This window comes from Haliea sp. E17 (genome assembly GCF_048323675.1).
Taxonomy (GTDB): domain Bacteria; phylum Pseudomonadota; class Gammaproteobacteria; order Pseudomonadales; family Halieaceae; genus Mangrovimicrobium.
Window position 1 is genome coordinate 166,061 of sequence record NZ_JBLWFK010000003.1, and the last position, 20,906, is coordinate 186,966.

Here is a 20,906-nt window from a genome sequence, read left to right on the forward strand (position 1 = left end):
CCTCCACCATCGATGTGTTGATAGGAGTCTTACGTGTCATCCAGTGAAAAAATCCGCGGCTTGCTCTGCGGCATCAGCCAGACTATTGCCCACGAAGAGGCGTTCCAGGGCAATACCTCGGCATCGGCGGGATTGCCGCTGGCGAAAATCTACACCGCCAGTGCGAACAAAGGCGAGGTTGCCGGTGAATACCCGTTCACACGGGGCGTTACCAGCAACATGTACCACGATGGCCACTGGGTGATGGGGATGTATTCCGGTTATGGTTCGCCAACCGAGACCAAAAAACGCTTCAAGCTGCTGCTCGAAGCGGGACAAACCGGCCTGTCCGTCGCTCTCGACCTGCCGACCCAGACCGGCGTCGATTCTGACGACCCGCTGGCAAAGGGTGAGGTGGGCAAGGTAGGGGTGGCGTTGAACTCCGTCGACGATATGATCGCGATGCTGGACGGCTTGCCCCTGGAAAACCTCAGGCAGATGCGCACTACCGCCAACGCGATCTCGCCCATATTTACCGCGTTTACCCTGGTCGCCATGGAGGAGTTGGGGATCGACCCTTCCTCATTCAAACTGCTCCTGCAAAACGACCCGTTGAAGGAATTCACCTCCCGCGGGACCTGGATCTTTCCCCCGGCCGCGAGTATCAAGTTTTCGGTGGATGTCATCGAATACTTCCAGGAGTATTACCCCAGTTGGCAACCGATCCAGTTCTGTGGCTACCATATTCGCGACGCGGGGGGGACCGCCACCCAGGAGGTTGGCGTCAGCATACTCAATGGGCTGGCCTATCTCGACGCAGCCGAGGCGCGCGGCGTCGACATCAGCAAGATTTCGCCCACGCTATTCACCTTTCTTGCAGCCAGCGTGGATATTTTTGAAGAAGCAGCCAAATTCCGGGCGACACGCCGTCTCTGGGCGAAAATCCTCCACGAGCGCTATGGCGTACCCGAGGAAGCTGCCACCATCCGTATTTTTTCCTACACCCTCGGCGGCGCCCTGACTGCTCAGGAACCACACAATAATATTGCCCGCATTGCCTACGAAGCCCTCGCGGCTGTGCTCGGGGGCACCCAGACCCTGGCGACCAGTTCCTGGGATGAAGCACTTTCACTGCCCTCGGAAGATGCCGCCCACCTTTCCTTGCGAATACAGCAAATTATCGGCGCGGAGGCGGGAGCAGCCAAAGTGGTCGACCCCCTGGGGGGCTCCTACTACGTGGAAAACCTGACAGACCGCCTGGAGGCCGAAATTGCCGCCTATGTCGTCGAACTAATTGACGCCGGCGGCGCGGTAAAAGGCATTGAAGACGGCAGTATCAGCGCGCAACTCGGTGAATCCGCCTACCGCGAATACCGCGATATCGCCGAGGGCAGGAAACTGCTTGTCGGGGTCAACTACAAAACCCGTGCCGCAGAAAGCAATGCCCTTCCGGTTGCAACCCCGGCGTTTCCGGATGCCACCGATGAAGCCATGGCTTCGCTCGCGGCGACCCGCGAGAAACGCATACCGGAGCGGGTCGATGGGGCACTGCTGGCCGTCGAACTGGCAGCGCGCAACGACGAGAATACCATTCCAGCGATTATCGAAGCCGCGCGTGCGCGCGCCACCATCGGTGAAATCTGCACAACCCTGGCCAAGGTGTGGGGAAGGCATCCGGTGAGCCAGGAATCGATCTAGGGAGAAAGACCCGATTCAACGCGAGTTTTCAAAGCGTATTTCCGCCGCAGGGAACCTGTCGTCAATATGCTGGAGCGAATACAGCGCTTTCTTGTCGTGCTTTAGATAGGCGTTGAAAAAATCCAGCAACGCAGTGCGGGTAATTTCTCTCTGCACTTGTGGTTCGATAAGATCAACCGGTTGCTGGCATCCCGGCACCTGCATTGCGGGGGCACTCCTTGCGAAAAACAGGCAATCGGGATTCAGCCCGTCTGGATGTTTGTCGTCCCCATCGCGAAACCAGACATGGGTCCCGCCGGCAATGAGGACCTCCTGCTTGGGCGGTTCCACCCGCGAGTAGGCGGCAAACGGCCGACCGGTAAGGCTGGCGAAAACATCGTGCTGCGCAGAGAGAAACAGTGCCGGCACCGCAACCGGGGCATGCTGCACACCGACAAACCCGAAACCGAATGCCAGAACTGCCTGGACCGGGTCGCCGGCCCCGATCATGGCGTTGGCGCCGATCCGCGGATCCCGCAGCTGGGCGCCGTAGTTCAGGAAATACCCGGTGACTGCACCGAGGGAATGACCGACGACGCCGATTTCTTCCGGGTCAATGATCGCGCCCAGTTCCGGGTCGGCCAGCAACTGGTCGATGACAAAACTGACGTCCTTTGGCTGGTTGGGTGCGTCGGTGCCTACTGCCATGGGTATACCGGTGAACGATTCCCGCGAGGTCAGGGGGAAGGTTGGGGCGGCTACCACATAACCGTGCCGCACCAGGTGGTTGACGAAGTGCGAGGCGTTACTCGCATAACCATAGGTGCCATGACTGTAGATAATCAGGGGCAGCGAATGGGCGCCCTGCCCCGCAGCCCCCGCCGGGTACCAGACGGACACATCGATCCGGCGATCGGGCGTTCCGGGAAACTTGAACGCCTTTTTGATGGATCGGGACACATCGGTGAAGCTGCGCTTCTCGAACACCACATCTGGCGAGTCTTGCGCGTAGCCCGTTGAAGTCACAGCGGCGACCAATATAAAAACAAATAAACGGGAAACTCTGCACAGTACTGCAGGCATAGTTATTATCCTTGGGTTTCTATAATTATTTTGCGCGGTATCAGGCGACCTGCAATCCGCAATAGACCCCGAGCTTGTTGCCATCCGGGTCGCGCAGGTAGGCGCCGAAGGCGCCACGCGCCTGGGGCTTGGGCTCCGGCACGCCCTCGCAACTTCCGCCGTTGGCAAGACCCGCCGCATGCCAGGCCCGCACTGCGTCTTCACTGGTCGCGGTAAAGAGTACGGTGCCTCCGTTGGCATGGGTCACCGGGTTACCGTCCCGCGCCGGCCCGAGGATCAGCGAGGTGCCGTCGGGAAACTGATACATCACGATAGGATGCTCCTCGGGTGCAATGCCCGGGGCAGCCCCTAGAGCGCCTAATGTGGCATCGTAAAAAGCCCTGGCTTTGACCCGATTATCGGTTCCCAGGCGGACACTTTTTAACATGATGTATTCTCCAGTTCGATAAGGATTTGCAGCGCCAACTCCGGCGTCTGGCGCAATTCGTAGTTCATTGATCGCTCGTCTTCGGCAGCCAGGGGTAACACCACCGAGACCATGCAACATCGCATTTGACGCCAACAGTAAGAGCGCCAGGTTTGTTGCGAAAGGTTCTACCTTCAGAAATGACGGCATTGTTCATAGACACTCGCTGAACTGAACTCAGCTCATCACACCCAGGCGACGATAGGCATCACTACGGGTTACCGCAGCACCCAGCCGCTGGAAATTTTCCTTGGTCTTTGCCGGATCCACACGGGTGGTGATCGCCCACAGGTAGAGGCCGTAGGGCGTCGCACGGCAGTATTCGTCCCATGCCGTTTCTCTGTCTACAGACTGGCCACCGTGTCGATCGAGTGCGTCGCGGTAGTAATCCACCAGCTCTCGCTCATACTGCTCCGCCAGTGCAACCGGTAATACGCAGTTGATGTGGTAGGCCACGTCGATGGCCCAGTTGGCGGACTTGATCAGCTGCCAGTCGGCAAAGCCGGGACCATCCGCCGTGCGGTAGACATTGGCGATATGGGTGTCGCCGTGCAGCAGTGTCTGCGGACCCTCCCGGCTCTGGTCCGCGAGCACGCGCAGGCCGGCCAGCAGGTTGCCGCCATCCAGGGTCGATTCCGGCAGGCCCTTGCCGCGCCCGTCGTGCATCTGCTGGTGAATCCAGGACTGGGGGAAATGCTTCGATTCCGCCATCCAGTCCAGCCCCCGGGGAATCCAGGGATTGCTCTCCAGCAGATGGGACGAGGCATGTAACAAAGCTATCTGCTCCAGGGTTTCCCGGGCCTGTTCCACGGTGAAGGGCGAATGGGTATCACAGAAGCTGCCGCCGGTGGCGATCACGTCCTCCATGATCATGATCGCCTGGCCGCTGTCATCGGTTACCACGCTGGGGCATGCGGGTACCCGCATACTGAGGTGCGGCGCAATGCGGGTATAGAAATTCGACTCGCGGGTGGTGACCTCGCCAGTGCTCTGGCGGTCCTGGTCGGTATCCAGGAAACCCTTCACGCAGTAGTGGAGGACGGTCTCGGGATCATTGGCGAAGCGTACCCCAATGCGCACCTTGGCCGCCATTGCCTTTACCACCTCGGCAAGCTGCACTTCGATGACCGGCGAATTGCCACTCACGGAAGCAAGGGCTTCACCCAGCCAGGCCGGGTCAATCGCCTCCTGCAGCGTCTCGGGAATCATCAGGCCGGAACTTATTGTTTTATTTGCCTGCGCCATGCGGCTCTCCTTCAGTTATGCGGCGTGAGTTTCACCACGGGAATCAAGCGCTCGGTGCGCTCCGCGTACTGGTCGTAGTTCGGCCATACCTCCGTCGCCACTTTCCACAGATGATCGCGCTCCGCACCCTCGACGGTCACCGCCGTCGCCTTCATCACCTTGTCCAGTACCTGGATCTCGACTTCAGGGGTCTTGCTGATATTCAGGTACCAGGCGGGGTGCGTGGGCGCCCCCCCCTTGGAGGCGATGATGACGTAGTCGTCGCCTTCTTGCGCATAAATCAGCGGCGTGGTCCGCGGCTCGCCGGACTTGTTGCCGATGGTGGTCAGCAAAAGGGCGGTGGCGCCGTTCCATAGGTGTCCCACCTCGCCATTGGTTTCCCGGTAGCGCTTTACATGTTCCTGGTTGAGCAGGCTGATATCCGTCTGCACATAGCGGCTGGCATCGCTCATTTCATACTCTCCGACAACGGCCTATTCACCGATCTTGTAGAAACGTTTCGCCCGTTCGCAAACGATCGCGTTGATGTCCGCAGCGGGAATGCCCTCGAAATCACGTTCAATCACACCCAGTGAATTCGGGAAGGTGGTTTCCGAGTGCGGGTAGTCGGAGGACCACATGATGTTCCTGCCGCCCGGGAGGTTGCGATTGAGAATGCCCACGCGGTCGTGGATAAACGAGCCGTAGACATTCTGGTCCATGAACACGCTGGGCTTTTCCTTCAGCGGGCTATCGGTCCAGTAGCGCTGGCGCTCCCAGGTGCGGTCCATGTACTCCGCCATCCATGACATCCAGCCCACCCCGCTCTCGACGATGGCGAGGCGCAGCTTGGGGAAACGCTGGAATAATGCGCCGTAGATCATGATCGCCACCGGCTCGGCCATGGCGGTTTTGCTCATGACGAGGTCGGGCAGGAAGTGCTGCTTGTTACCGAAGCGCGGCACGCGGCCGCCCAGGTGCATGGTCAGGGAAATGTCCAGTTCGCTGACCGTTTCCCAGAGCTTGTCGAATTCCGCATCGATGTAGGAGCGCTCGCCATTGGGGTTGCCCGACAGGCCCAGGGCCTGGGCGCTGAAGCCACCGGCTTTCGGCACGTCCGGGTCCATGGGGAAGGCGGGAATATTGATGGTAGTGAAACCCAACTGCGCGAGATTGCGGATCATCGCACAGGATTCGTCCACGTCGCGCATGGGCACGTAGCCCACTGGCACCAGGCGCTTGCGATCGGCGCCGCAGAAATCCCACAGCCAGCGGTTGTAGGCCTCGAAGCTGGCGATGTAGAGGTCCGGGTTGGCGGTGCCCAGCGGGCCGCCGCCAAACAGGACCGCCGCATCCATGCCGTCGGTGGTCATGTCCTCGAGGCGGGTCTCCGGCAGCCAGACCGGACGCATCTCCGAGCGCCGCCCGACCATCTTGTAGTCCTTGCCCTGGCGACCGGCCTGGTTGGAAATCATCAGCACTGGCCGCTTGTTGCCCTCGAACACGATCCAGTCGTGTTCGTCACCGTGTTCGATCCGCGGTGCCAGGTCGGCGAGGTGGGCCGGCAGGTAGTCCTTCCACATCTCGTAGGGCGGATCCATATGGGAGTCCGCATCCACGATGTAGCGTTTCGCGGCAGTGCCGCGCTGGCTATCGTCGGTCTGTTTCAGTGCTGCTGTAGACATACCAAATCCTCCTCGTGATTTGATCCTTTACTTGTTCTGCGCCGGTCACCGGGTGAGCGGCCTGAACTGGGGGATGGTCAGGCCACTGTCGTGGGGCTGCAGGACCACGTCCAGTGGCATACCGATACTCACTGCGTCACAGGCACAATCGAGAATATTGCTGTGATAGAAAGGCCCTTCCTCCAACTGCACGACCGCAATCACGAAAGGCACCTTGTCGCGGGTATCCGGGGTATAGGCGCGATGCATCACCGTGTAGGTGTAGAGTGTTCCCCGCCCGGAGGCCTCCACCCACTGCATGTCGGCATCGCCGTGCTCGACGCAGCGACTGGCCGGCCAGTAGTGCTGCTGGCACAGGTTGCAGCGGTGCAGGAGGAACCTGCCCTCTCTGCACCCTTCCCAGAAGGGCACGTCGGCGGGGTCGCCACCGTAGCGGCGGATAGCTTCCATCAGCGGGTGTTGCGCAAGTTCTTGTAAGGTCTCGCTCATAGTCTGTCCTGCCCCTCAGGGATTGCTGCCGAGGATCATGCAGGCGTGGGCCCAGGTGTTCTGCACGCCGGCGTTCATGCCGTGACCGGAGACCAGCGAGGTTTCCGCCTTTTTCAGTTGGCCCGCGCCGGCCTCGCCGCGCAATTGCTGTACCGCCTCGGCGATGCCGGTAAACCCGGTGGAATAGTAGGCCGAGAGTTGCCCACCGCCGGTATTGGTAGGAATCAGGCCGTCGGGGCCCGCACCACCTTCGGCGTAGAGCGGCCCACCTTGCCCCTCTTTGACGAAGCCAAAGGCTTCCAGTTGCATCAGCGGCGAGATAGTGAAGGGGTCGTAAAGCTGGGCCATGTCGATATCCGCGACCGTCATACCCGCCTGCTGAAATGCACGGGCTTTCGCCGGGGCGATATTGTCGTGGTTCTCGAACACCTGCCCCTTGTGCCAGTTGACGATATTGTGGCCGGTGCCGGCACCGAGCACGTATACCGGCGTATTGCGCAGGCTGCGGGCGCGCTCCGCCGTCGTCACCAGCACCGCGATACCGCCGTCGGTATTGCGGGTGCAGTCGTAGCGGCGAAAGGGGTCGGTGATCATCGGCGAGGCCTGGTGTTCCGCCAGGGTCAGCGGCTTACCGTAGCCGAGGGTACCCGGGCGCTTCAGGGCATAGTCGCGCTGGGTAACCGCCACCGCGCCGAGGTGCCGGGAGGTCGTGCCGTAAAGGTGCATGTGGCGCCGGGCGTGAAAGGCGTGGGTCGCCGCCGCGCCCAGCAGGCCGTAGAGCATCGGGTAGCCGTAGCCGTAGGAACCGATATCCTGCTTGCCGCTGCTGGCGAAGGCCGTCTGGGCCTCGCCATAGACGCAGGCCACCACCTCCGCCTGCCCGGCCTCGATCATTGCCATCGCGGCGACGATGGAAAATACCGGGGTCGCACCGCCGGTCATCATCGACACCGAGAAGTTGGGCGACAGGCCCATGTAGCGCAGGTCCTCGCGGTCCACGTAGGCGCGGATATAGCCGTCGATGGCGTCGCGGGGAAGGCCCGCGTCCGCCAGTGCCAGGTCTACCGCCTGGGCGCGTAGCTCCCGGCCTTCAAGGCCGAGGCCGACACCCTGTTCGGTAACCCCGAGGCCGACGATGGCACACTCGCTTCCCATCTGCCCTGCCCCTAACCCATCGGCTTGCCGGCGGAGAGCCCGCCGTCCACCGGCAGGTTGACGCCGGTGATGTTGGAGGCGAGATCCGAGGCGAGGAACAGCGCGCCCGCGGCACACTCCTCGGGCTCGATCACCCGGCCCAGCGGGTGGTAGCCGGCCGTGTGCTGCCTGGCCATCTCGTTGGCTTTCAGCACACCGCCACCAAAGTTGGTCGGCATTGCCGCGGGGCAGACCGAGTTCACGCGAATACCTTTCTTGGCGACTTCCAGGGCGAGGCCGCGAGTGATACTGGTCACCGCGCCCTTGGAGGAACCGTAGACCACGCCACCGAAGCCGATCAGCCCGGCCACAGACGCGGTGATCACGATGCTGCCGCCCCCGCCCTGGGCTTCGAACTGGCGAATCGCGGACTTGCAGCCGTGGATCACACCGCCGACGTTGACCGAGGTGAGTTTCAGCAAATCTTCATCGGAGGCATCCATGAAGGTTTGTCCCGGCTGCGTGGTGATGCCCGCATTGTTGTACATGACGTCGAGACGGCCAAACCGGTCCACGGCTGCTGCGACCAGTGCGTTGACGGAATCGGCACTGGTGACGTCGCACTCGACCGCCAGGGCCTCGCCGCCTTGCGCGGCTACTTCCGCCGCCACTTCATCGACCGCGCCGAGGTTGATATCCGCCGCCACGACTTTCGCGCCGTGCTCGGCAAACAGCAGCACCGCGGCGCGACCGACGCCGGAACCGGCGCCGGTAATGATCGCGACTTTGTCCTGCAATAATCCTTGCATTGTTATACTCCCCCGATATTCAGGCAGCTGAGTTGTTGGTAGATCCGCAGCCCCTCGATGCCGCGCTCGCGGCCGATGCCGCTCATGCGCTGGCCGCCGGAGGAGGCATAGGCGCTCATCACACCGGCGTTGACGTTGACGGTACCGCTCTTGATTTTCAGGGCGACGTCCAGCGCCGCCTTGCGGTCCTTGCCGTGCACGTAGCCGGACAGGCCGAAGCGGGAATCGTTAGCCATCGCCACCGCGTGGTCGAGATCGCGGTAGCCGATGACCGAGACCACCGGGCCGAAGATTTCGTCCCGGGCGGCGGGGTTGCTGTTATCGGGCAGGTCCAGCACTGTCGGCTGGAAAAAGAAGCCGTCACCCAGCCACTCGGGACGCGCGCCACCGGCCACCACCGTACCGCCCTGCTCCAGCGCCGCTTTCACATAGTGTTCGCAGCGCGCCACCTGGGCGCGGCTTATCACCGGGCCCATCTGGGTGTCGGCGGCATCTGCCGGGCCGACCCTGATCGACGCAACCGCGCCAGCGATCTGCGGCAGCAGTTCGGCCTTGCTTTCCTCGGGAATAAAGATGCGCGTACCGAGCGCGCAACCCTGGCCGGCATGCGCCATGCACACGCCCATCACATTGGGCAGGACCTGGTCCAGCGCGTCCGGCAGGAAGACCTGCGCCGACTTGCCGCCGAGTTCCAGTTGCAAACGCTTCATGGTCGGCGCCGCCTGCACCATGATCTGCTCGCCCACCGCGGTCGAGCCGGTGAAGGCGACCATGTCCACGTCGGCGTGGGAACTCATCAGCTTGCCGCCTTCCAGGCCCGCTTCCACCACGATATTCAGCACACCCGGCGGCAGTCCCGCGGCTTCCGCCGCCTCGGCAAATACCAGCGCGGAAAGCGGCGTCAACGGGCTCGGCCGCAGGACCAAGGTGTTGCCTGTGATCAGCGCCGGCATGATCTTCCACAGGGCGGTATAGAAAGGGAAGTTATAGGCGGCGATGCCCGCGACCACGCCGATCGGCGTGTAGCGGCGCAGGCTCTGCACTACCTGCCCCATGGGATTGATCCGTTCGTCCAGGGGCAGCGGGTTCTCCTCGGTCTCGGGCAGGGAGAGGAACAGCTTGAGCGTGTCCCCGGCGTGTTTCAGCGGCGCCAGTACCTGGGCCATCATCACCCCGCTGTGCCGGGGGCAGCCCGCCTCGCGCACCACGATGTCAGTGATGCGCTCGCGCTGTGCCGCCAGCGCGGCAACGAACTTGCCCAGCGCGGCAGCGCGATCCTTCGCCGGCAGATCGCTCCAGACGCCGCTGTCGTAGGCGGAGCGGGCCGACGCTATCGCCGAGGCCACCTGCGCTGCATCCAGACCGGGGAAACGCTCGAACACCTCGCCGGTGGAGGGATCCTCGACCGCGATTTCCGCGCCCTTGCCCGCAACGCGTTCGCCGTGAATAAAACCTGCAAAGTCCATCGCTGCTCTCCCCTAGCGCAGAATAACCGGGATGACGGACATGCCGCGCTGCTCGAGACCACCGAGCAGCTGCGGCTCGGGGGCATCCGGATCCAGGCGCATAGTGGGGAAGCGATCCATCAACCCCTCGATCGCGGCGATCATTTCCTGCTTGGAGACTTCCATGCCGAGGCAGCGGTGCGGCCCCATGCCGAAGCCCAGGTGCGGCTGCTTGCCGCGCGGCCGGTGCAAGTCGAAGACGTCGGGGTTGTCCCAGATTTCCGGGTCGCGGTTGGCCGCGCCGAGGCACATGTCGACACGGGAGCCGGCGGGGATGGTCACGCCGTACACTTCCACGTCCTCTTTCACCAGGCGTGGGAAGGTCGGGTCCGTCGGCATCCAGCGGGCGCCCTCCTCGATGGCCGCCTCGATCAGGCTGCGGTCCGCCTTGCAGTCCTCCCAGTTCTGGTAGTCGCTGAGCAGCTGGTAGAGTGTGATACCGAGCTGGCGCCAGGTGGTGCCGCCGCCGGCGAGGATGATCAGGCGGCAGTAGGAGAATATCTCCTCGTCTTCCAGCAGGCGCGTGCTGCCGTCTTCCAGTTCCAGTTCGCACTGGATCAGCTCGGAGACCACATCGTCCTCGGGCTTTTCACGGCGGGCGGTAATCACTTCCTTGAGCATGCGCGAAACCTCGCCGGCCGCCTGCATCACCTCTTCCATGGGCAGGGTGCGCGCCATCATGCTCTTTTGCAGGTGCACGCGGAAAGTCAGCGCGTCGTCGCCCTTGAGGCCAATTCCCTGGGTCACGATACTCACTGGCAGGCGGGCGCAGAGGTCGAGGTTGAGGTCCGCCCGCGCCATGGTCTCCAGACGGTCGAGCAGCGAGGCGACGGAGTTGTCGATCCAGTTCTTGCGCCACCATTTGATGGCTTTCGGCCGGATGAACATCGGCTGCACCATGCGCCGGTAGCGCATGTGCTCGTCGCCCACCATTTTCAGGATCACCTTGCCCAACTGCCGCACGCCGGGGCTTTCCTCGTAGACTTCCGAGGAAAACAGCAGGTTCTCGCGCAGCGCGCGATTGCACAGTTCGTAGTTCAGCAGCGTGTAGTGCGGCCGCTCGTTTTCGTACATGGTGTGCGGCGCCGGGGGCAATTCGAGCAGTTCACGCAGGGAACCCTGCATCACCGGGTGCTTGTTACGCAGGGCGTTCATGCCGGGCGTCAGGTCACCGAATACCTCGCCACCGTGGGCCGTGGTCTCCTTGACGACGTCAAAGAGTTCCGAATAACGCTCGTCTTCAGCGGTGAGTGTCGCTGTCATGAAGTCTGCTCCTGTTATTGATTCCGGTGTATAGCGCTAATCGGCACCGCTGTTTCTGACGGCGACCACCGCCGCGCCGGTCAGGGCGACGTCGATGACTGCCTCGATGTATTGGGTCTCTACCTGCTCACCGAATGTCAGCAGGCGACGGAGAATGGGGGCGGAGCACATATCACCGACCAGTTCGGCGTTGACACTGCGCGGAAACTCGCCGCGCTCCACGGCGCGCGCGACCAGGCTGGTCCGGTACTCCCGTTCGCGCAGGTAGAGCTTGTGCGCAACCGCCTCGACCTCAGGATCGGAGCGCCCCGAGAGCGCCGTGAGAATACCTCGCCACATGGAAGTCTTGCTGAGGGTAACCATGTTGGTCAGGTAGGCCAGGAAATCGCCGCGCAGGCTACCGGTATCCGGCAGGGGGCGCTCCACCTGGAAGTGGGAGTCGAGGGTATCGGAGACCAGGATGGCCTTGGTGGGCCAGCGGCGGTAGATCGTGGTTTTGTTGACGCCCGCCCGCTCGGCGACCTCTTCGACCTTCAGGTTGGCATAACCGACGCGGTTGAGTTCTTCCCCGGTCGCCTTGAGCACACTGGCGACAACCTTCGCCGCCCTGCCGGTCTGCTGGACACCGCTGGTACGACGATCGCCGGTCGCAGCCCGGGGTTTTGCTGTCGCCTTTGCGTTCAAGGACATTTCACCTCGCCGCCCCGCTCAGGCCGGGCACACTGGTCGTTGTCGTTATCTGTCAGCCCCCCGGAGGCACTGCGAAACAGGGAGCATGCATTGCATCCTAGACAGGGCCTTTTTTATTGTCAACTTTTAGTTGCGTTTAGAATCCGGATAACCAATTCAACTTCAGTTTCATGCTTGGCCCGAAAATTCATAACACCGGATATTGTTATGATAATACGCAATATTTTGCCTGTTTTTCGCTAATATCTCTTGATAGCCCAGGCGTAGATATACGGCATCTATCCGTAATCTCTCCCCAAGCCACTCTCATTGACACAACTTTTTGTTGCCTTTAAAGTCGGAGCTCAAACATTGCCAGCGGCCCTGTTGCGGTCGTTTCGGCAGGAAAATAAAGACCAGGCAATCGCCGTGGAAACCACGCCCTCCATGAACAGCGATCACAGGAACACAGTGGATAACGACAACCAGCCGGTGTATCTCGTCACCGGCGGCAGCGGCGCCATCGGCAAGGAAATCTCCGCCCAGGCCGCCACTGCCGGCGTCCGGGTCGCAGTCCACGGCTCAACTCCGGAGAGCGCCGAAGTCACCGTTGCGGATCTACAACAGCGACATCCCGCCGCCGAACTGCTCGCGTGTAGTGGAAACTTTCTCGAGGCAGGAGCAATCGCCTCGCTTGTCGACCAGGCCGCTGCGCACTGGGGCCGCCTCGACGGCGTCATTCACTGTGCGATTACCGGCGCACCCGGCGTGACCGGCCCTTTTGCCGCCAGCGATCCCTCCGCCTACGGCGCCCACGCGGCGCGGGTTCTGGCCAGTTTCCAGCAACTGTGCTTCCACGCCCTGCCCCACCTTTCCCGCAGTGCAGGCGCGATCATCGGCTTTACCTCGGACGCGGGGCGCTTCGCGGCAGCGCGGCAATCGCTGATCGCCGGCGCCAACGGCGGTCTCATCAGCTTTGTCCGCAGTCTCGCCGTCGAGATCGCAGCGGATGGCGTGCGCGTGAACTGTATTTCCCCGGGATTTGTCGAGAACACACCCAGCTTCGAAAAATTCGGTGCCGGCGGCCGCGGTGATACGGCGCGCAAACGCGCGGGACTGGGGCTACCCCGAACCGAAGATATTGCGCCCCTGGCCCTGTTCCTGTGCTCCCCCGGAGCGGGAAAAATCACCGGACAGGTGATTAGCATCAACGGCGGAGTGAACGCGTGAGTATTTCGCGGCCAATTCAACCACTCTACAGGCAGGTTCCCTGCCGCGACTGAACCCAATGCAAGAGGATCGCTTCATGCAAGCCACAGCCGATATTTTCGAGGAGGTGCGCGTCGTCGAACTCGCCCAGTGGGTGTTTGTACCGGTAGCGGGCGCACTGCTCGCAGACTGGGGTGCCGACGTCGTCCGCATCGAACACCCGGATGGCGACCCCTACCGGGCGCTGGCCACACAGGGTATCGGCTCGGACAGCGGCGGCGTCAATCTCTCAGTCGCACTGGCCAATCGCGGCAAACGTTCACTGGCGCTGGACATCAAGAAACCGGAGGGCCTCGCGGTACTGCACACCCTGCTGGAATCCGCCGACGTGTTCCTGACCAGCCTGCGCCCGGACGCCCTGCACCGGCTCGGCCTGGATGCTGACCAGCTGCGTGAGCGCTACCCCGGACTGGTCTACGCGCGCGGCAATGGCTTCGGCATGCGCGGCCCCGACGCCAACCACGCCGGCTACGACGCCTCCGCGTTTTTCGCCCGCGGCGGCGTTGCCGATGCGCTGACGCCCCCGGAACGGGACTACCCCATCCAGCAACGGGGCGCCATGGGCGACCGCAACGGCGGCATGGCCATCGCCTTTGGCATCGCCGGCGCATTGCTGAAAAAAATGCGTACTGGCAAGGGCTCGGTCGTGGACGTTTCCCTGCTCGCCACCGCCATGTGGACCCTTTCCTCGGACCTGCTGACGGTGCTGCAGGGCAAGGAGATGCCGCGCCCCGGCGACCGCAGCGCGACGCCCAACCCGCTGACCAGCACCTACCGCAGCGCCGACGGCCGCTTTATCCAGTTGATGATGCTGCAGGGCGACCGCTACTGGCCCGACCTGTGCCGCGTGCTCGAGCGCGAGGACCTGGTTGCCGACCCGCGCTTCAATACGCTGGCGGCGCGCCGGGAAAACTGCGCGGCGTGTATCGCGGCCCTGGACGCAGAATTCGGCAAACGCAGTTTCAGTGACTGCAAGCAGGCGTTGGGTAGCATCGATGTCCCCTGGGCGCCGGTGCAGCGCGTCGATGAACTGCTCGAGGATCCACAAGTGATTGCCAACGGCTACATCGGCGAAGTGCCCGCCGAGGGCGACGCCCTGGGCTATCGGCTGCCCGCGGTACCGGTACAGTTTGATGAAAAGCCCCCCGCCCTGCGCCGGGCGCCGGAACTTGGCGAACACACCGAGACCCTGCTGCTGGAACTGGGCTACGACTGGGAAAGCATCGCGAAATTACAGGACGGCGGCATCATTCCCTGAATACCAGGGAAGCCAATGGGTCGCGCCCCCTGTACACCCCGAGACAACCCCAACCTGTCCGCGCCGCGGGTCATTGCGCTGCGGCCGGCGCAATAACTACTGGAATGTCAGTTTTATTTCGGGGATGATGACAGCATTGCGAAGCGCCCCGCCAGCCTGACGGTCCGGGCAGCGCCGGACCGTACAACGACTCGAATAAGACGACAGCAATGAGCGACATTCCCTCCCCGGCCCGCGAGGACGGCGACCAGCCCCCCGCGGCGGGTACCAATGCTTCCGCGGGACAGTCCCCGGCGTATGCCAACTACGTGCTTGGCGTACTGTTTATCGTCTATGTGCTGAATTTCATCGACCGCCAGGCCATGTCGGTATTCATCGGCCCGATCAAGGCGGAATTCGGCGCCTCCGATACCGCCATGGGACTGCTGGTGGGTTTCGCCTTCGCCCTGCTCTATACCTTTGCCGGCATCCCGATCGCCCGCTGGGCCGACCGCGCCAACCGCCGCAATATCATCGCCATCGGCCTCGCGGTGTGGAGCACCATGACCATCCTCACCGGGCTGGCTAAGAATTTCACCCACCTGCTGGTCGCCCGCCTCGGCGTGGGTATCGGCGAGGCCGCCGGCACCCCGCCCTCGCACTCGCTGATCGCGGACTACTTTCCCATGCACAAGCGTGCCACCGCACTGGGGATTTATTCCACGGGCGTCTTCGCCGGCTCCGCCATCGCCTATCTCGGCGGCGGCTACCTGCGGGAGAATTTCGACTGGCGCACCGCGTTCATCATTCTCGGCGCGCCGGGCCTGCTGTTTGTCCTGGTGTTGCTGCTCACCGTCCGGGAGCCTCCGCGCGGCATGTCCGACCAGCGCCGCGATAGCGGGCAGACCTCCACCCTCAGGGAAACACTGGCCTTCCTGGCCAGTTCACCTTCCTGGCTGTGCATGATGGCGGGCGCCGCCTGCCTGTCGATCATCGGCTACGGCATCCTGATGTGGGGCTACGAATTTTACGGCCGCGTCCACGGCATGAACCCGGTGGAAGTGGGCAAGTGGATGGCGATCATTGTCGGCGTCGGCGGCTGCACCGGCACCCTGCTGGGCGGTGTGCTCGCTGACCGCATCGCCCTGCGCAAGCCCTCGCACCTGGTGCGCTTTCCCGGGATGCTGACCCTGATCGGCATGCCGCTGGGCGCCGCCAGCCTGGCCATGGAATCCAGCAGCCTGTCCCTGCTGCTCCTGTTTCCCTTCTATATCCTGATGAACATGTACATCCCGGCCACCTACAGTGCCAACCAGAACCTGGCCCGGCTCGACATGCGCGCCACCGCCTCGGCCATCGTCCTGTTTGTCATGAACATCTTCGGCGCCGGCGCCGGGCCGTTTATCGTCGGCGCGCTGAGCGACTTTTTCGCCGCCGAGCACGGCGTCGACAGCCTGCGCTACGCCCTGTTGTGCACCGTGGGACTGGGCATCGTCGGCTGCCTGTTTTTCATGCTCAGCAGCCGCTGGCTGGGCCAGGACCTGGAAAGGGTCAACCGCTCGTCTGCCGCAACCACTGGCTGAGGAGCCTTTACTTGTCCACTACACCCAATCCCGGCAACTATTCCAACGCCTACCTGCGCTACGTCCTGGTCATCGCCTTCCTGGTGATAGCGGTCAGCCTGATGGATCGCTATATCGTCTCCATCCTGCTGGAACAGATCGGCACCGACCTCGGTCTCTCCGATACCCAGTTGGGACTGCTGGTGGGGCCCGCGTTTGTCGTCGTCCATATTCTCTGCCAGTTCCCGCTGGCGCGCTACGCGGACCGCAGTTCGCGCCGCACCCTGATCGGCTGGGCCATCGCCCTGTGGAGCCTGTTCACCATGGCCGGCGGCTTCGCCCGCAACTTCGCCCAGCTGTTTATCGCCCGCATGGGGGTCGGCATTACCGAGGCGGCCTCGTCGCCGGCGCTGGCCTCCCTGCTCTCCGACTACTTCCCCCCGCACAAACGCGGCCTGGCCATGTCGATGCTCTCCATTGGCGGGGTGGCGGGCATCGGTGCCGGCATGCTGCTCGGCGGTTTTGCGGGCCAGGCCTGGGGCTGGCGTACCGCGTTGATCGTCGCCGGCATTCCCGGTCTGTTGCTGGCGCTGCTGGTCTGGTTCACCATCGCCGAACCCCTGCGCGGCGGCAATGACGGCCCTACACCGGCCACCGGTCAACGCGGGACAAGGGAAACCCTCGGCTACCTGTGGGGCAACCGCACCTATTGCTGGATTATCGCCGGCGCCAGCCTGTCGATGGTCGCCGGCATCGGCCGCGGCGCCTGGGAACCGGTCTTCCTGATCCGGGTTTACGGCATGGAACAGGCCACCGCCGGGATGGTGTATTTCCTGATCAGCCCGCTGCCGGGAATGCTCGGCGCACTGCTCGGCGGCATGCTGGTGGACCGCCTGAGCAAGCGCGATATCCGCTGGAACCTGTGGCTGCCGACCGCCGCCCTGATGTCGAGCCTGCCGCTGCTGGCCGGCTTCCTGCTGTGGCCCCAGGACGACATGCTCTGGGGCACGCTCCTGCCGGTGGGCCTGGCCTGTTCGATCGTGGCCTCCCTGCTGGGCGGCGCGGTTTCACCGCCCCTGATCGCCACCAGCCAGTCGCTGGTAGACGCCTCGACCCGCGCGACCGCCCACGCCATGTGGACTATTGTCGGCAACCTGGTCGGCATGGGCCTGGGCCCGGTCGCCGCCGGCTGGCTGAGCGAATACTACGCACCCAGCTACGGCGCGGAATCCATCCGCTACGCGCTGCTCATCGTTTCCCTGGCGGTAGTCCCGGCCGGTCTCGCCCTGTACATGGGCTCGCGCCATATTGTCGCGGACTTCGACAGGCGCAACGCCGAAACGCAATCCACCACAACCGTACCGGAGAACAGCACCACAACCTGACCCTTCACCCACCCGACCTGAGGACCAACGGAATGCGAACACAATTCAAAAATCGCGCACTCTATATCCACGAAACGACATCGCTGGGCATTGGCGATATCGATAAATACAACACGGCATTTTCCGGCCTGTACCAGCCCCTGATGGAGGAGCACGGCGCGCGGCTCTTCGGGCACTGGCAGGGCAGCCATTTCAACTCCGACTGGCCGGAGATCACCACCATCTGGGAAATCGACGGCTACGACCACCTGGGCAAACTGGGCGCCCTGCGCAGCCGCGCCGGCGGCGACCAGAGCTTTACAGCCTGGGACAAGGTACTGGCGGAACTGCATGCGGAAGGCGAAGGCCGCCTGTGCTACGCCAACAGTGACATAAAGCTGCTCCCGGAGTTGGTGGCGGAGAACTACGACGCCTCCGTGGTCATCCAGGAAATCATGACCACCAAGCCGGGCCGCCAGGAGGACTATATCGAGCAGTTGCGCTACGCCTACGTTCCCTGGTCCGAGCGTACGGGCAAGAAATGGCTGGGTTCCTTCGTGCCGATCTTCCGCAACGAGGAGGTCATTCACTACTGGGCGCTGGACGGCGGCTGGGAGGGTTTCGGCAAGTGGTACCCGGCCTGGAAGGGCGACATCCCCGAGGACATCAAGAGCTGGATGAAACTGGCCCCGGCCCTGCGTGACAGCTGGGATGACTCGTTCCTTTCCGCGCTGCCCCAGCACCCACTGAAGGGCTGAAAAATCGAGCCGGGGGCTGCGTGACGCAGTCCCGGATCACCTCGCCACTAGCGCAGCCGGATGTTCAGGCCTACCTCCCACTAACGCAACTCTGACGCAACTGGCATTCAACACATACCCTCACGTCCACAGTACTCGCAAAAAAAAGGCGCCCGAAGGCGCCTTGAATGGCTTACCCGGCTCGCCGTGGCTCACCGGGATCTGCCTCGCACTAACTTCACTCGTAGTTCAGGACGAAATCGATACCGTAGCTGCGCTCTTCCTGGAAAGTACCGCTGGGGAACGCGCCAAAGTTGGTGATGAAGGTGATCTCGTCGTTGTCAGTCAGGTTGCGACCCCACAGGGAGATTTCCCCCACCCAATTATCGCCAAACGCGATACTCTTCAGTGACGCCCGGGCGTTCACCACCCAGGAGGCAGGTGTGAATTCAGCGACACCGAATGGGGTTGCTGCAGCCCGGCCCGGGTTGGAGTCGAGTCGCACGTCATCGCGCCAGGTACCGGTGATACCAAAGGTCATATAGGCTGAGCCGAACACTGGATTGGTTTCGTAGTTTGCAGACAGATTGCCATTCCATTCCGGTGTAAGAGTCGGCAGGTAATCCGAGTTGGGGAAAGCCTGCGGGCCAACTGCGAATACAGTTGATGCGACCAGATCAGTTACTTCGGCAAATTCTGCATCCTGATAACCAATGGTCGCGTTCAGGGTGAGGCCTTCGATTGGCAGGGCAGTAATTTCGAGTTCCATGCCCTGTGCTTCAAGCTTACCGCCGTCGACGACCAATACGGCGATATTTTCAGCGCCGGGGACGTTCACGCCGGCCTGTGCAGTCTGCAGGCTGTCGTAAGTCACATCAAACAATGCGACGTTGGTACGCAGGCGACCATCCAGGAAATCAGCCTTGGCGCCCACTTCCCAGGACTCCGCCTCTTCCGGATCAAATCCAAAACCCGCTACCGAACCACCGGACACAAAGGCGGTGGAGAACTTGGCGTAGGCCATCATGGAATCATTGAAACGATAGTTCACCCCCAGTAGGTAGCTGACGTTATCGTCATCGTAGTCGAAGTCCTGGTAAGTGAGGTTGCTCTGTGCATCACCGGTCACATAGTTACCAGTTTTGTCATCCTTGGTGTAACGCAGGCCCGCAAGCAGGTCCATGGCATCAGTCACGTGGAACTCAGCCTGCGAATAGGCCGCATAGGATTTGGCTTCATTGAGTGAATAGCTGTCGTTGCCACTGGGAACGACATTCCCCGGGAGGAACCCGAACAGGAAAGTATTGGTAGACCCGCGCGGGCCACCGGATTCATCTTCGGATTCGAAATACAGTAAACCAGCGGTGACAGTTGCAAAATCGCCATCGTAGTTCAGCTGCAGTTCGTTACTCCACTGGTCGCCCTCGGAGTTGGACTGGGAACAGGCATAGCAGAACGGGGTATCCGCAGGCAGCCCGGTACCGGCACCGACGGCCGGCCCGATTATCCAGCCGCTGGTTCCAGAAATATCCGCCGGCTGGAACACGTCGGATTTGCGATAGGCCAGCGTGTTCTTGAGCATAAACTCGTCATTGATTTCCCAACTCGCGGTCAGGTTATGTCCCTGCACTTCCTGGTCACGGTTGAGGGAGAAGGCATTGTTAAGGCTGTTAGGACGAGTAGTCTTGCCGTTCCACAGCAGATCCGGATTTGACTGCGCGAGCAACTGCAGGAAAATCGCACCCTGACCCGGGAGGGTACCGGTATATAAATCACTGACGATGGCATTACCACTGGGGCTACCTTCGTCGGTTGCGTAGTCATACTTGTAACTTACGGTGATGTCGTCAGTAGGTTCCCACAATGCCGCAAAGAAAATTGCTTCGGAGTCTGTGGCACCCAGAGTGTCGGGGGATTTCCCCTTTCCGTAACCAAAGCTGGTGCGATCCCAGACGGTGCCGCCACCCAGGTTATCGATATCCCCGTCCTGTTCTTCCTTGGAGTAGGTCAGGTAGGCACTGAAGTTTCCGATTGCAGGGAAATCAATCGTGGTATCGGAGCGGAAGTAGTCGCGGTTACCAAACCCGAGTTTCTGACGGAAAGCCAACTCGCCATGGGGATCGCGGGTGGCGATACTGATTGCGCCACCGGTTGCGTTACGGCCAAACAGGGTGCCCTGCGGCCCGCGCAGGACTTCCAGTCGCTCGATGTCCGGCAACTGGAAAATGGAGCCCTTGGGAGAGCCGATGTATACACCGTCCAGATAAATCGAGATTTGCTTGTCCGAGCCAGGCACTACGCCATAGCTGGTGATACCACGCATGTTAAACGCGGGGATGTTGGTACCGCCCGCTGCCGGCCGCACACTCAGGTTGGGGGCCAGACCACCAAGGTCGTTCACGTCGACGACACTGTTGACCTCGAGTGTTTCCTGGGTCAGCGCAGTCACCGCCACGGGAATGTCCTGCATGCTCTGTTCCCGTTTCTGGGCAGTCACGATAACTTCTTCCAGGGCCATGGTCCGCGATTGGGCGAGTGCCGAGGGAACCTGGGCCCCGGCCAGGATTGCCGACACCAGTACAACCTGGGTGCCGATCTGCGCATTGCTAATTTTTCGAGTAGGCATTACTTATTCTCCAAGGAAAATTTTTGGTTATCACCACCTACAGCCCGCACCCATAACTGATTATTAGTCAACAATAATGAGGGGCAGGTTAACGGATAGTGCGACATGCGTTTTGTTATATTTAATAG

General features: G+C 62.0%; 18 protein-coding genes. 6 read left to right on the forward strand and 12 right to left on the reverse strand.

From position 1 onward, the window contains the following. The first annotated feature begins 33 nt into the window (after positions 1–33). Positions 34–1,677, forward strand: coding sequence for a methylmalonyl-CoA mutase family protein (locus ACNKU3_RS09365; RefSeq protein ID WP_418259185.1), 1,644 nt, complete (start codon positions 34–36; stop codon positions 1,675–1,677). Positions 1,678–1,692: 15 nt separating this feature from the next. Here ACNKU3_RS09365 and ACNKU3_RS09370 read toward each other — a convergent pair whose 3' ends face one another. The 11 genes from ACNKU3_RS09370 to ACNKU3_RS09420 all read right to left on the reverse strand — a co-directional run bounded on the left by ACNKU3_RS09370 (position 1,693) and on the right by ACNKU3_RS09420 (position 12,004). After that, the gene (locus tag ACNKU3_RS09370; RefSeq protein ID WP_418259186.1) at positions 1,693–2,682 is read right to left on the reverse strand and encodes an alpha/beta hydrolase family protein; all 990 of its coding nucleotides are present in this window, start codon (positions 2,680–2,682) and stop codon (positions 1,693–1,695) included. Positions 2,683–2,779: 97 nt separating this feature from the next. Continuing rightward, positions 2,780–3,355: a VOC family protein gene (locus tag ACNKU3_RS09375; RefSeq protein WP_418259187.1), complete on the reverse strand. Its 576-nt coding sequence runs from the start codon at positions 3,353–3,355 to the stop codon at positions 2,780–2,782. Between the two features lie 27 nt (positions 3,356–3,382). After that, entirely contained in the window at positions 3,383–4,450 is a 1,068-nt protein-coding gene (locus ACNKU3_RS09380; protein WP_418259188.1) for a phosphotransferase, read from the reverse strand. Between the two features lie 11 nt (positions 4,451–4,461). Further along, positions 4,462–4,902, reverse strand: a complete 441-nt coding sequence (locus tag ACNKU3_RS09385) for a nitroreductase family deazaflavin-dependent oxidoreductase (protein ID WP_418259189.1) — start codon at positions 4,900–4,902, stop codon at positions 4,462–4,464. A gap of 21 nt (positions 4,903–4,923) precedes the next feature. Next, on the reverse strand, positions 4,924–6,114 hold the full coding sequence (locus ACNKU3_RS09390) for an amidohydrolase family protein (RefSeq protein WP_418259190.1): 1,191 nt from the start codon (positions 6,112–6,114) through the stop codon (positions 4,924–4,926). 45 nt (positions 6,115–6,159) lie between these two features. Further along, positions 6,160–6,603, reverse strand: a complete 444-nt coding sequence (locus ACNKU3_RS09395) for a Zn-ribbon domain-containing OB-fold protein (RefSeq protein WP_418259191.1) — start codon at positions 6,601–6,603, stop codon at positions 6,160–6,162. A 15-nt stretch (positions 6,604–6,618) separates the two neighbouring features. Beyond that, positions 6,619–7,758 (reverse strand): thiolase family protein, encoded by a 1,140-nt coding sequence (locus tag ACNKU3_RS09400; RefSeq protein WP_418259192.1) that lies wholly within the window; start codon positions 7,756–7,758, stop codon positions 6,619–6,621. A gap of 11 nt (positions 7,759–7,769) precedes the next feature. Beyond that, positions 7,770–8,546: an SDR family NAD(P)-dependent oxidoreductase gene (locus tag ACNKU3_RS09405; RefSeq protein ID WP_418259193.1), complete on the reverse strand. Its 777-nt coding sequence runs from the start codon at positions 8,544–8,546 to the stop codon at positions 7,770–7,772. Positions 8,547–8,548: 2 nt separating this feature from the next. Continuing rightward, on the reverse strand, positions 8,549–10,012 hold the full coding sequence (locus tag ACNKU3_RS09410; RefSeq protein WP_418259194.1) for an aldehyde dehydrogenase family protein: 1,464 nt from the start codon (positions 10,010–10,012) through the stop codon (positions 8,549–8,551). A gap of 12 nt (positions 10,013–10,024) precedes the next feature. After that, the gene (locus ACNKU3_RS09415; protein WP_418259195.1) at positions 10,025–11,314 is read right to left on the reverse strand and encodes a cytochrome P450; all 1,290 of its coding nucleotides are present in this window, start codon (positions 11,312–11,314) and stop codon (positions 10,025–10,027) included. Between the two features lie 36 nt (positions 11,315–11,350). Beyond that, positions 11,351–12,004, reverse strand: a complete 654-nt coding sequence (locus ACNKU3_RS09420; RefSeq protein ID WP_418259196.1) for a TetR/AcrR family transcriptional regulator — start codon at positions 12,002–12,004, stop codon at positions 11,351–11,353. Positions 12,005–12,430: 426 nt separating this feature from the next. On the opposite strand from ACNKU3_RS09420, the gene ACNKU3_RS09425 reads away from it, so the two are divergent. From ACNKU3_RS09425 to ACNKU3_RS09445, 5 genes are all read left to right on the forward strand, one after another. Next, positions 12,431–13,213 (forward strand): SDR family NAD(P)-dependent oxidoreductase, encoded by a 783-nt coding sequence (locus ACNKU3_RS09425; protein WP_418259197.1) that lies wholly within the window; start codon positions 12,431–12,433, stop codon positions 13,211–13,213. Between the two features lie 76 nt (positions 13,214–13,289). Continuing rightward, positions 13,290–14,510 carry a CaiB/BaiF CoA transferase family protein gene (locus ACNKU3_RS09430; RefSeq protein WP_418259198.1) on the forward strand — a complete coding sequence of 407 codons (1,221 nt, stop codon included), beginning with the start codon at positions 13,290–13,292 and terminating at the stop codon, positions 14,508–14,510. Between the two features lie 209 nt (positions 14,511–14,719). After that, positions 14,720–16,072 (forward strand): spinster family MFS transporter, encoded by a 1,353-nt coding sequence (locus ACNKU3_RS09435; RefSeq protein ID WP_418259199.1) that lies wholly within the window; start codon positions 14,720–14,722, stop codon positions 16,070–16,072. Between the two features lie 11 nt (positions 16,073–16,083). Beyond that, complete coding sequence (locus ACNKU3_RS09440; RefSeq protein ID WP_418259200.1) at positions 16,084–17,436, forward strand: spinster family MFS transporter; 1,353 nt, start codon at positions 16,084–16,086, stop codon at positions 17,434–17,436. A 32-nt stretch (positions 17,437–17,468) separates the two neighbouring features. Then, positions 17,469–18,173: a hypothetical protein gene (locus tag ACNKU3_RS09445; RefSeq protein WP_418259201.1), complete on the forward strand. Its 705-nt coding sequence runs from the start codon at positions 17,469–17,471 to the stop codon at positions 18,171–18,173. Positions 18,174–18,390: 217 nt separating this feature from the next. On the opposite strand, the gene ACNKU3_RS09450 is transcribed toward ACNKU3_RS09445, so the two are convergent. Further along, the gene (locus tag ACNKU3_RS09450) at positions 18,391–20,778 is read right to left on the reverse strand and encodes a TonB-dependent receptor (RefSeq protein ID WP_418259202.1); all 2,388 of its coding nucleotides are present in this window, start codon (positions 20,776–20,778) and stop codon (positions 18,391–18,393) included. Positions 20,779–20,906 lie beyond the last annotated feature (128 nt).

Excerpts from the sequence above, each read along its gene's own strand:
- ACNKU3_RS09435 (WP_418259199.1), top strand. The coding sequence starts at position 14,720 with ATGAGCGACATTCCCTCCCCGGCCCGCGAGGACGGCGACCAGCCCCCC.
- ACNKU3_RS09375 (WP_418259187.1), bottom strand. The coding sequence starts at position 3,355 with ATGCCGTCATTTCTGAAGGTAGAACCTTTCGCAACAAACCTGGCGCTC.
- ACNKU3_RS09400 (WP_418259192.1), bottom strand. The coding sequence starts at position 7,758 with ATGGGAAGCGAGTGTGCCATCGTCGGCCTCGGGGTTACCGAACAGGGT.
- ACNKU3_RS09425 (WP_418259197.1), top strand. The coding sequence starts at position 12,431 with ATGAACAGCGATCACAGGAACACAGTGGATAACGACAACCAGCCGGTG.
- ACNKU3_RS09420 (WP_418259196.1), bottom strand. The coding sequence starts at position 12,004 with ATGTCCTTGAACGCAAAGGCGACAGCAAAACCCCGGGCTGCGACCGGC.
- ACNKU3_RS09410 (WP_418259194.1), bottom strand. The coding sequence starts at position 10,012 with ATGGACTTTGCAGGTTTTATTCACGGCGAACGCGTTGCGGGCAAGGGC.
- ACNKU3_RS09380 (WP_418259188.1), bottom strand. The coding sequence starts at position 4,450 with ATGGCGCAGGCAAATAAAACAATAAGTTCCGGCCTGATGATTCCCGAG.
- ACNKU3_RS09415 (WP_418259195.1), bottom strand. The coding sequence starts at position 11,314 with ATGACAGCGACACTCACCGCTGAAGACGAGCGTTATTCGGAACTCTTT.
- ACNKU3_RS09430 (WP_418259198.1), top strand. The coding sequence starts at position 13,290 with ATGCAAGCCACAGCCGATATTTTCGAGGAGGTGCGCGTCGTCGAACTC.
- ACNKU3_RS09445 (WP_418259201.1), top strand. The coding sequence starts at position 17,469 with ATGCGAACACAATTCAAAAATCGCGCACTCTATATCCACGAAACGACA.
- ACNKU3_RS09450 (WP_418259202.1), bottom strand. The coding sequence starts at position 20,778 with ATGCCTACTCGAAAAATTAGCAATGCGCAGATCGGCACCCAGGTTGTA.
- ACNKU3_RS09385 (WP_418259189.1), bottom strand. The coding sequence starts at position 4,902 with ATGAGCGATGCCAGCCGCTATGTGCAGACGGATATCAGCCTGCTCAAC.
- ACNKU3_RS09395 (WP_418259191.1), bottom strand. The coding sequence starts at position 6,603 with ATGAGCGAGACCTTACAAGAACTTGCGCAACACCCGCTGATGGAAGCT.
- ACNKU3_RS09390 (WP_418259190.1), bottom strand. The coding sequence starts at position 6,114 with ATGTCTACAGCAGCACTGAAACAGACCGACGATAGCCAGCGCGGCACT.
- ACNKU3_RS09405 (WP_418259193.1), bottom strand. The coding sequence starts at position 8,546 with ATGCAAGGATTATTGCAGGACAAAGTCGCGATCATTACCGGCGCCGGT.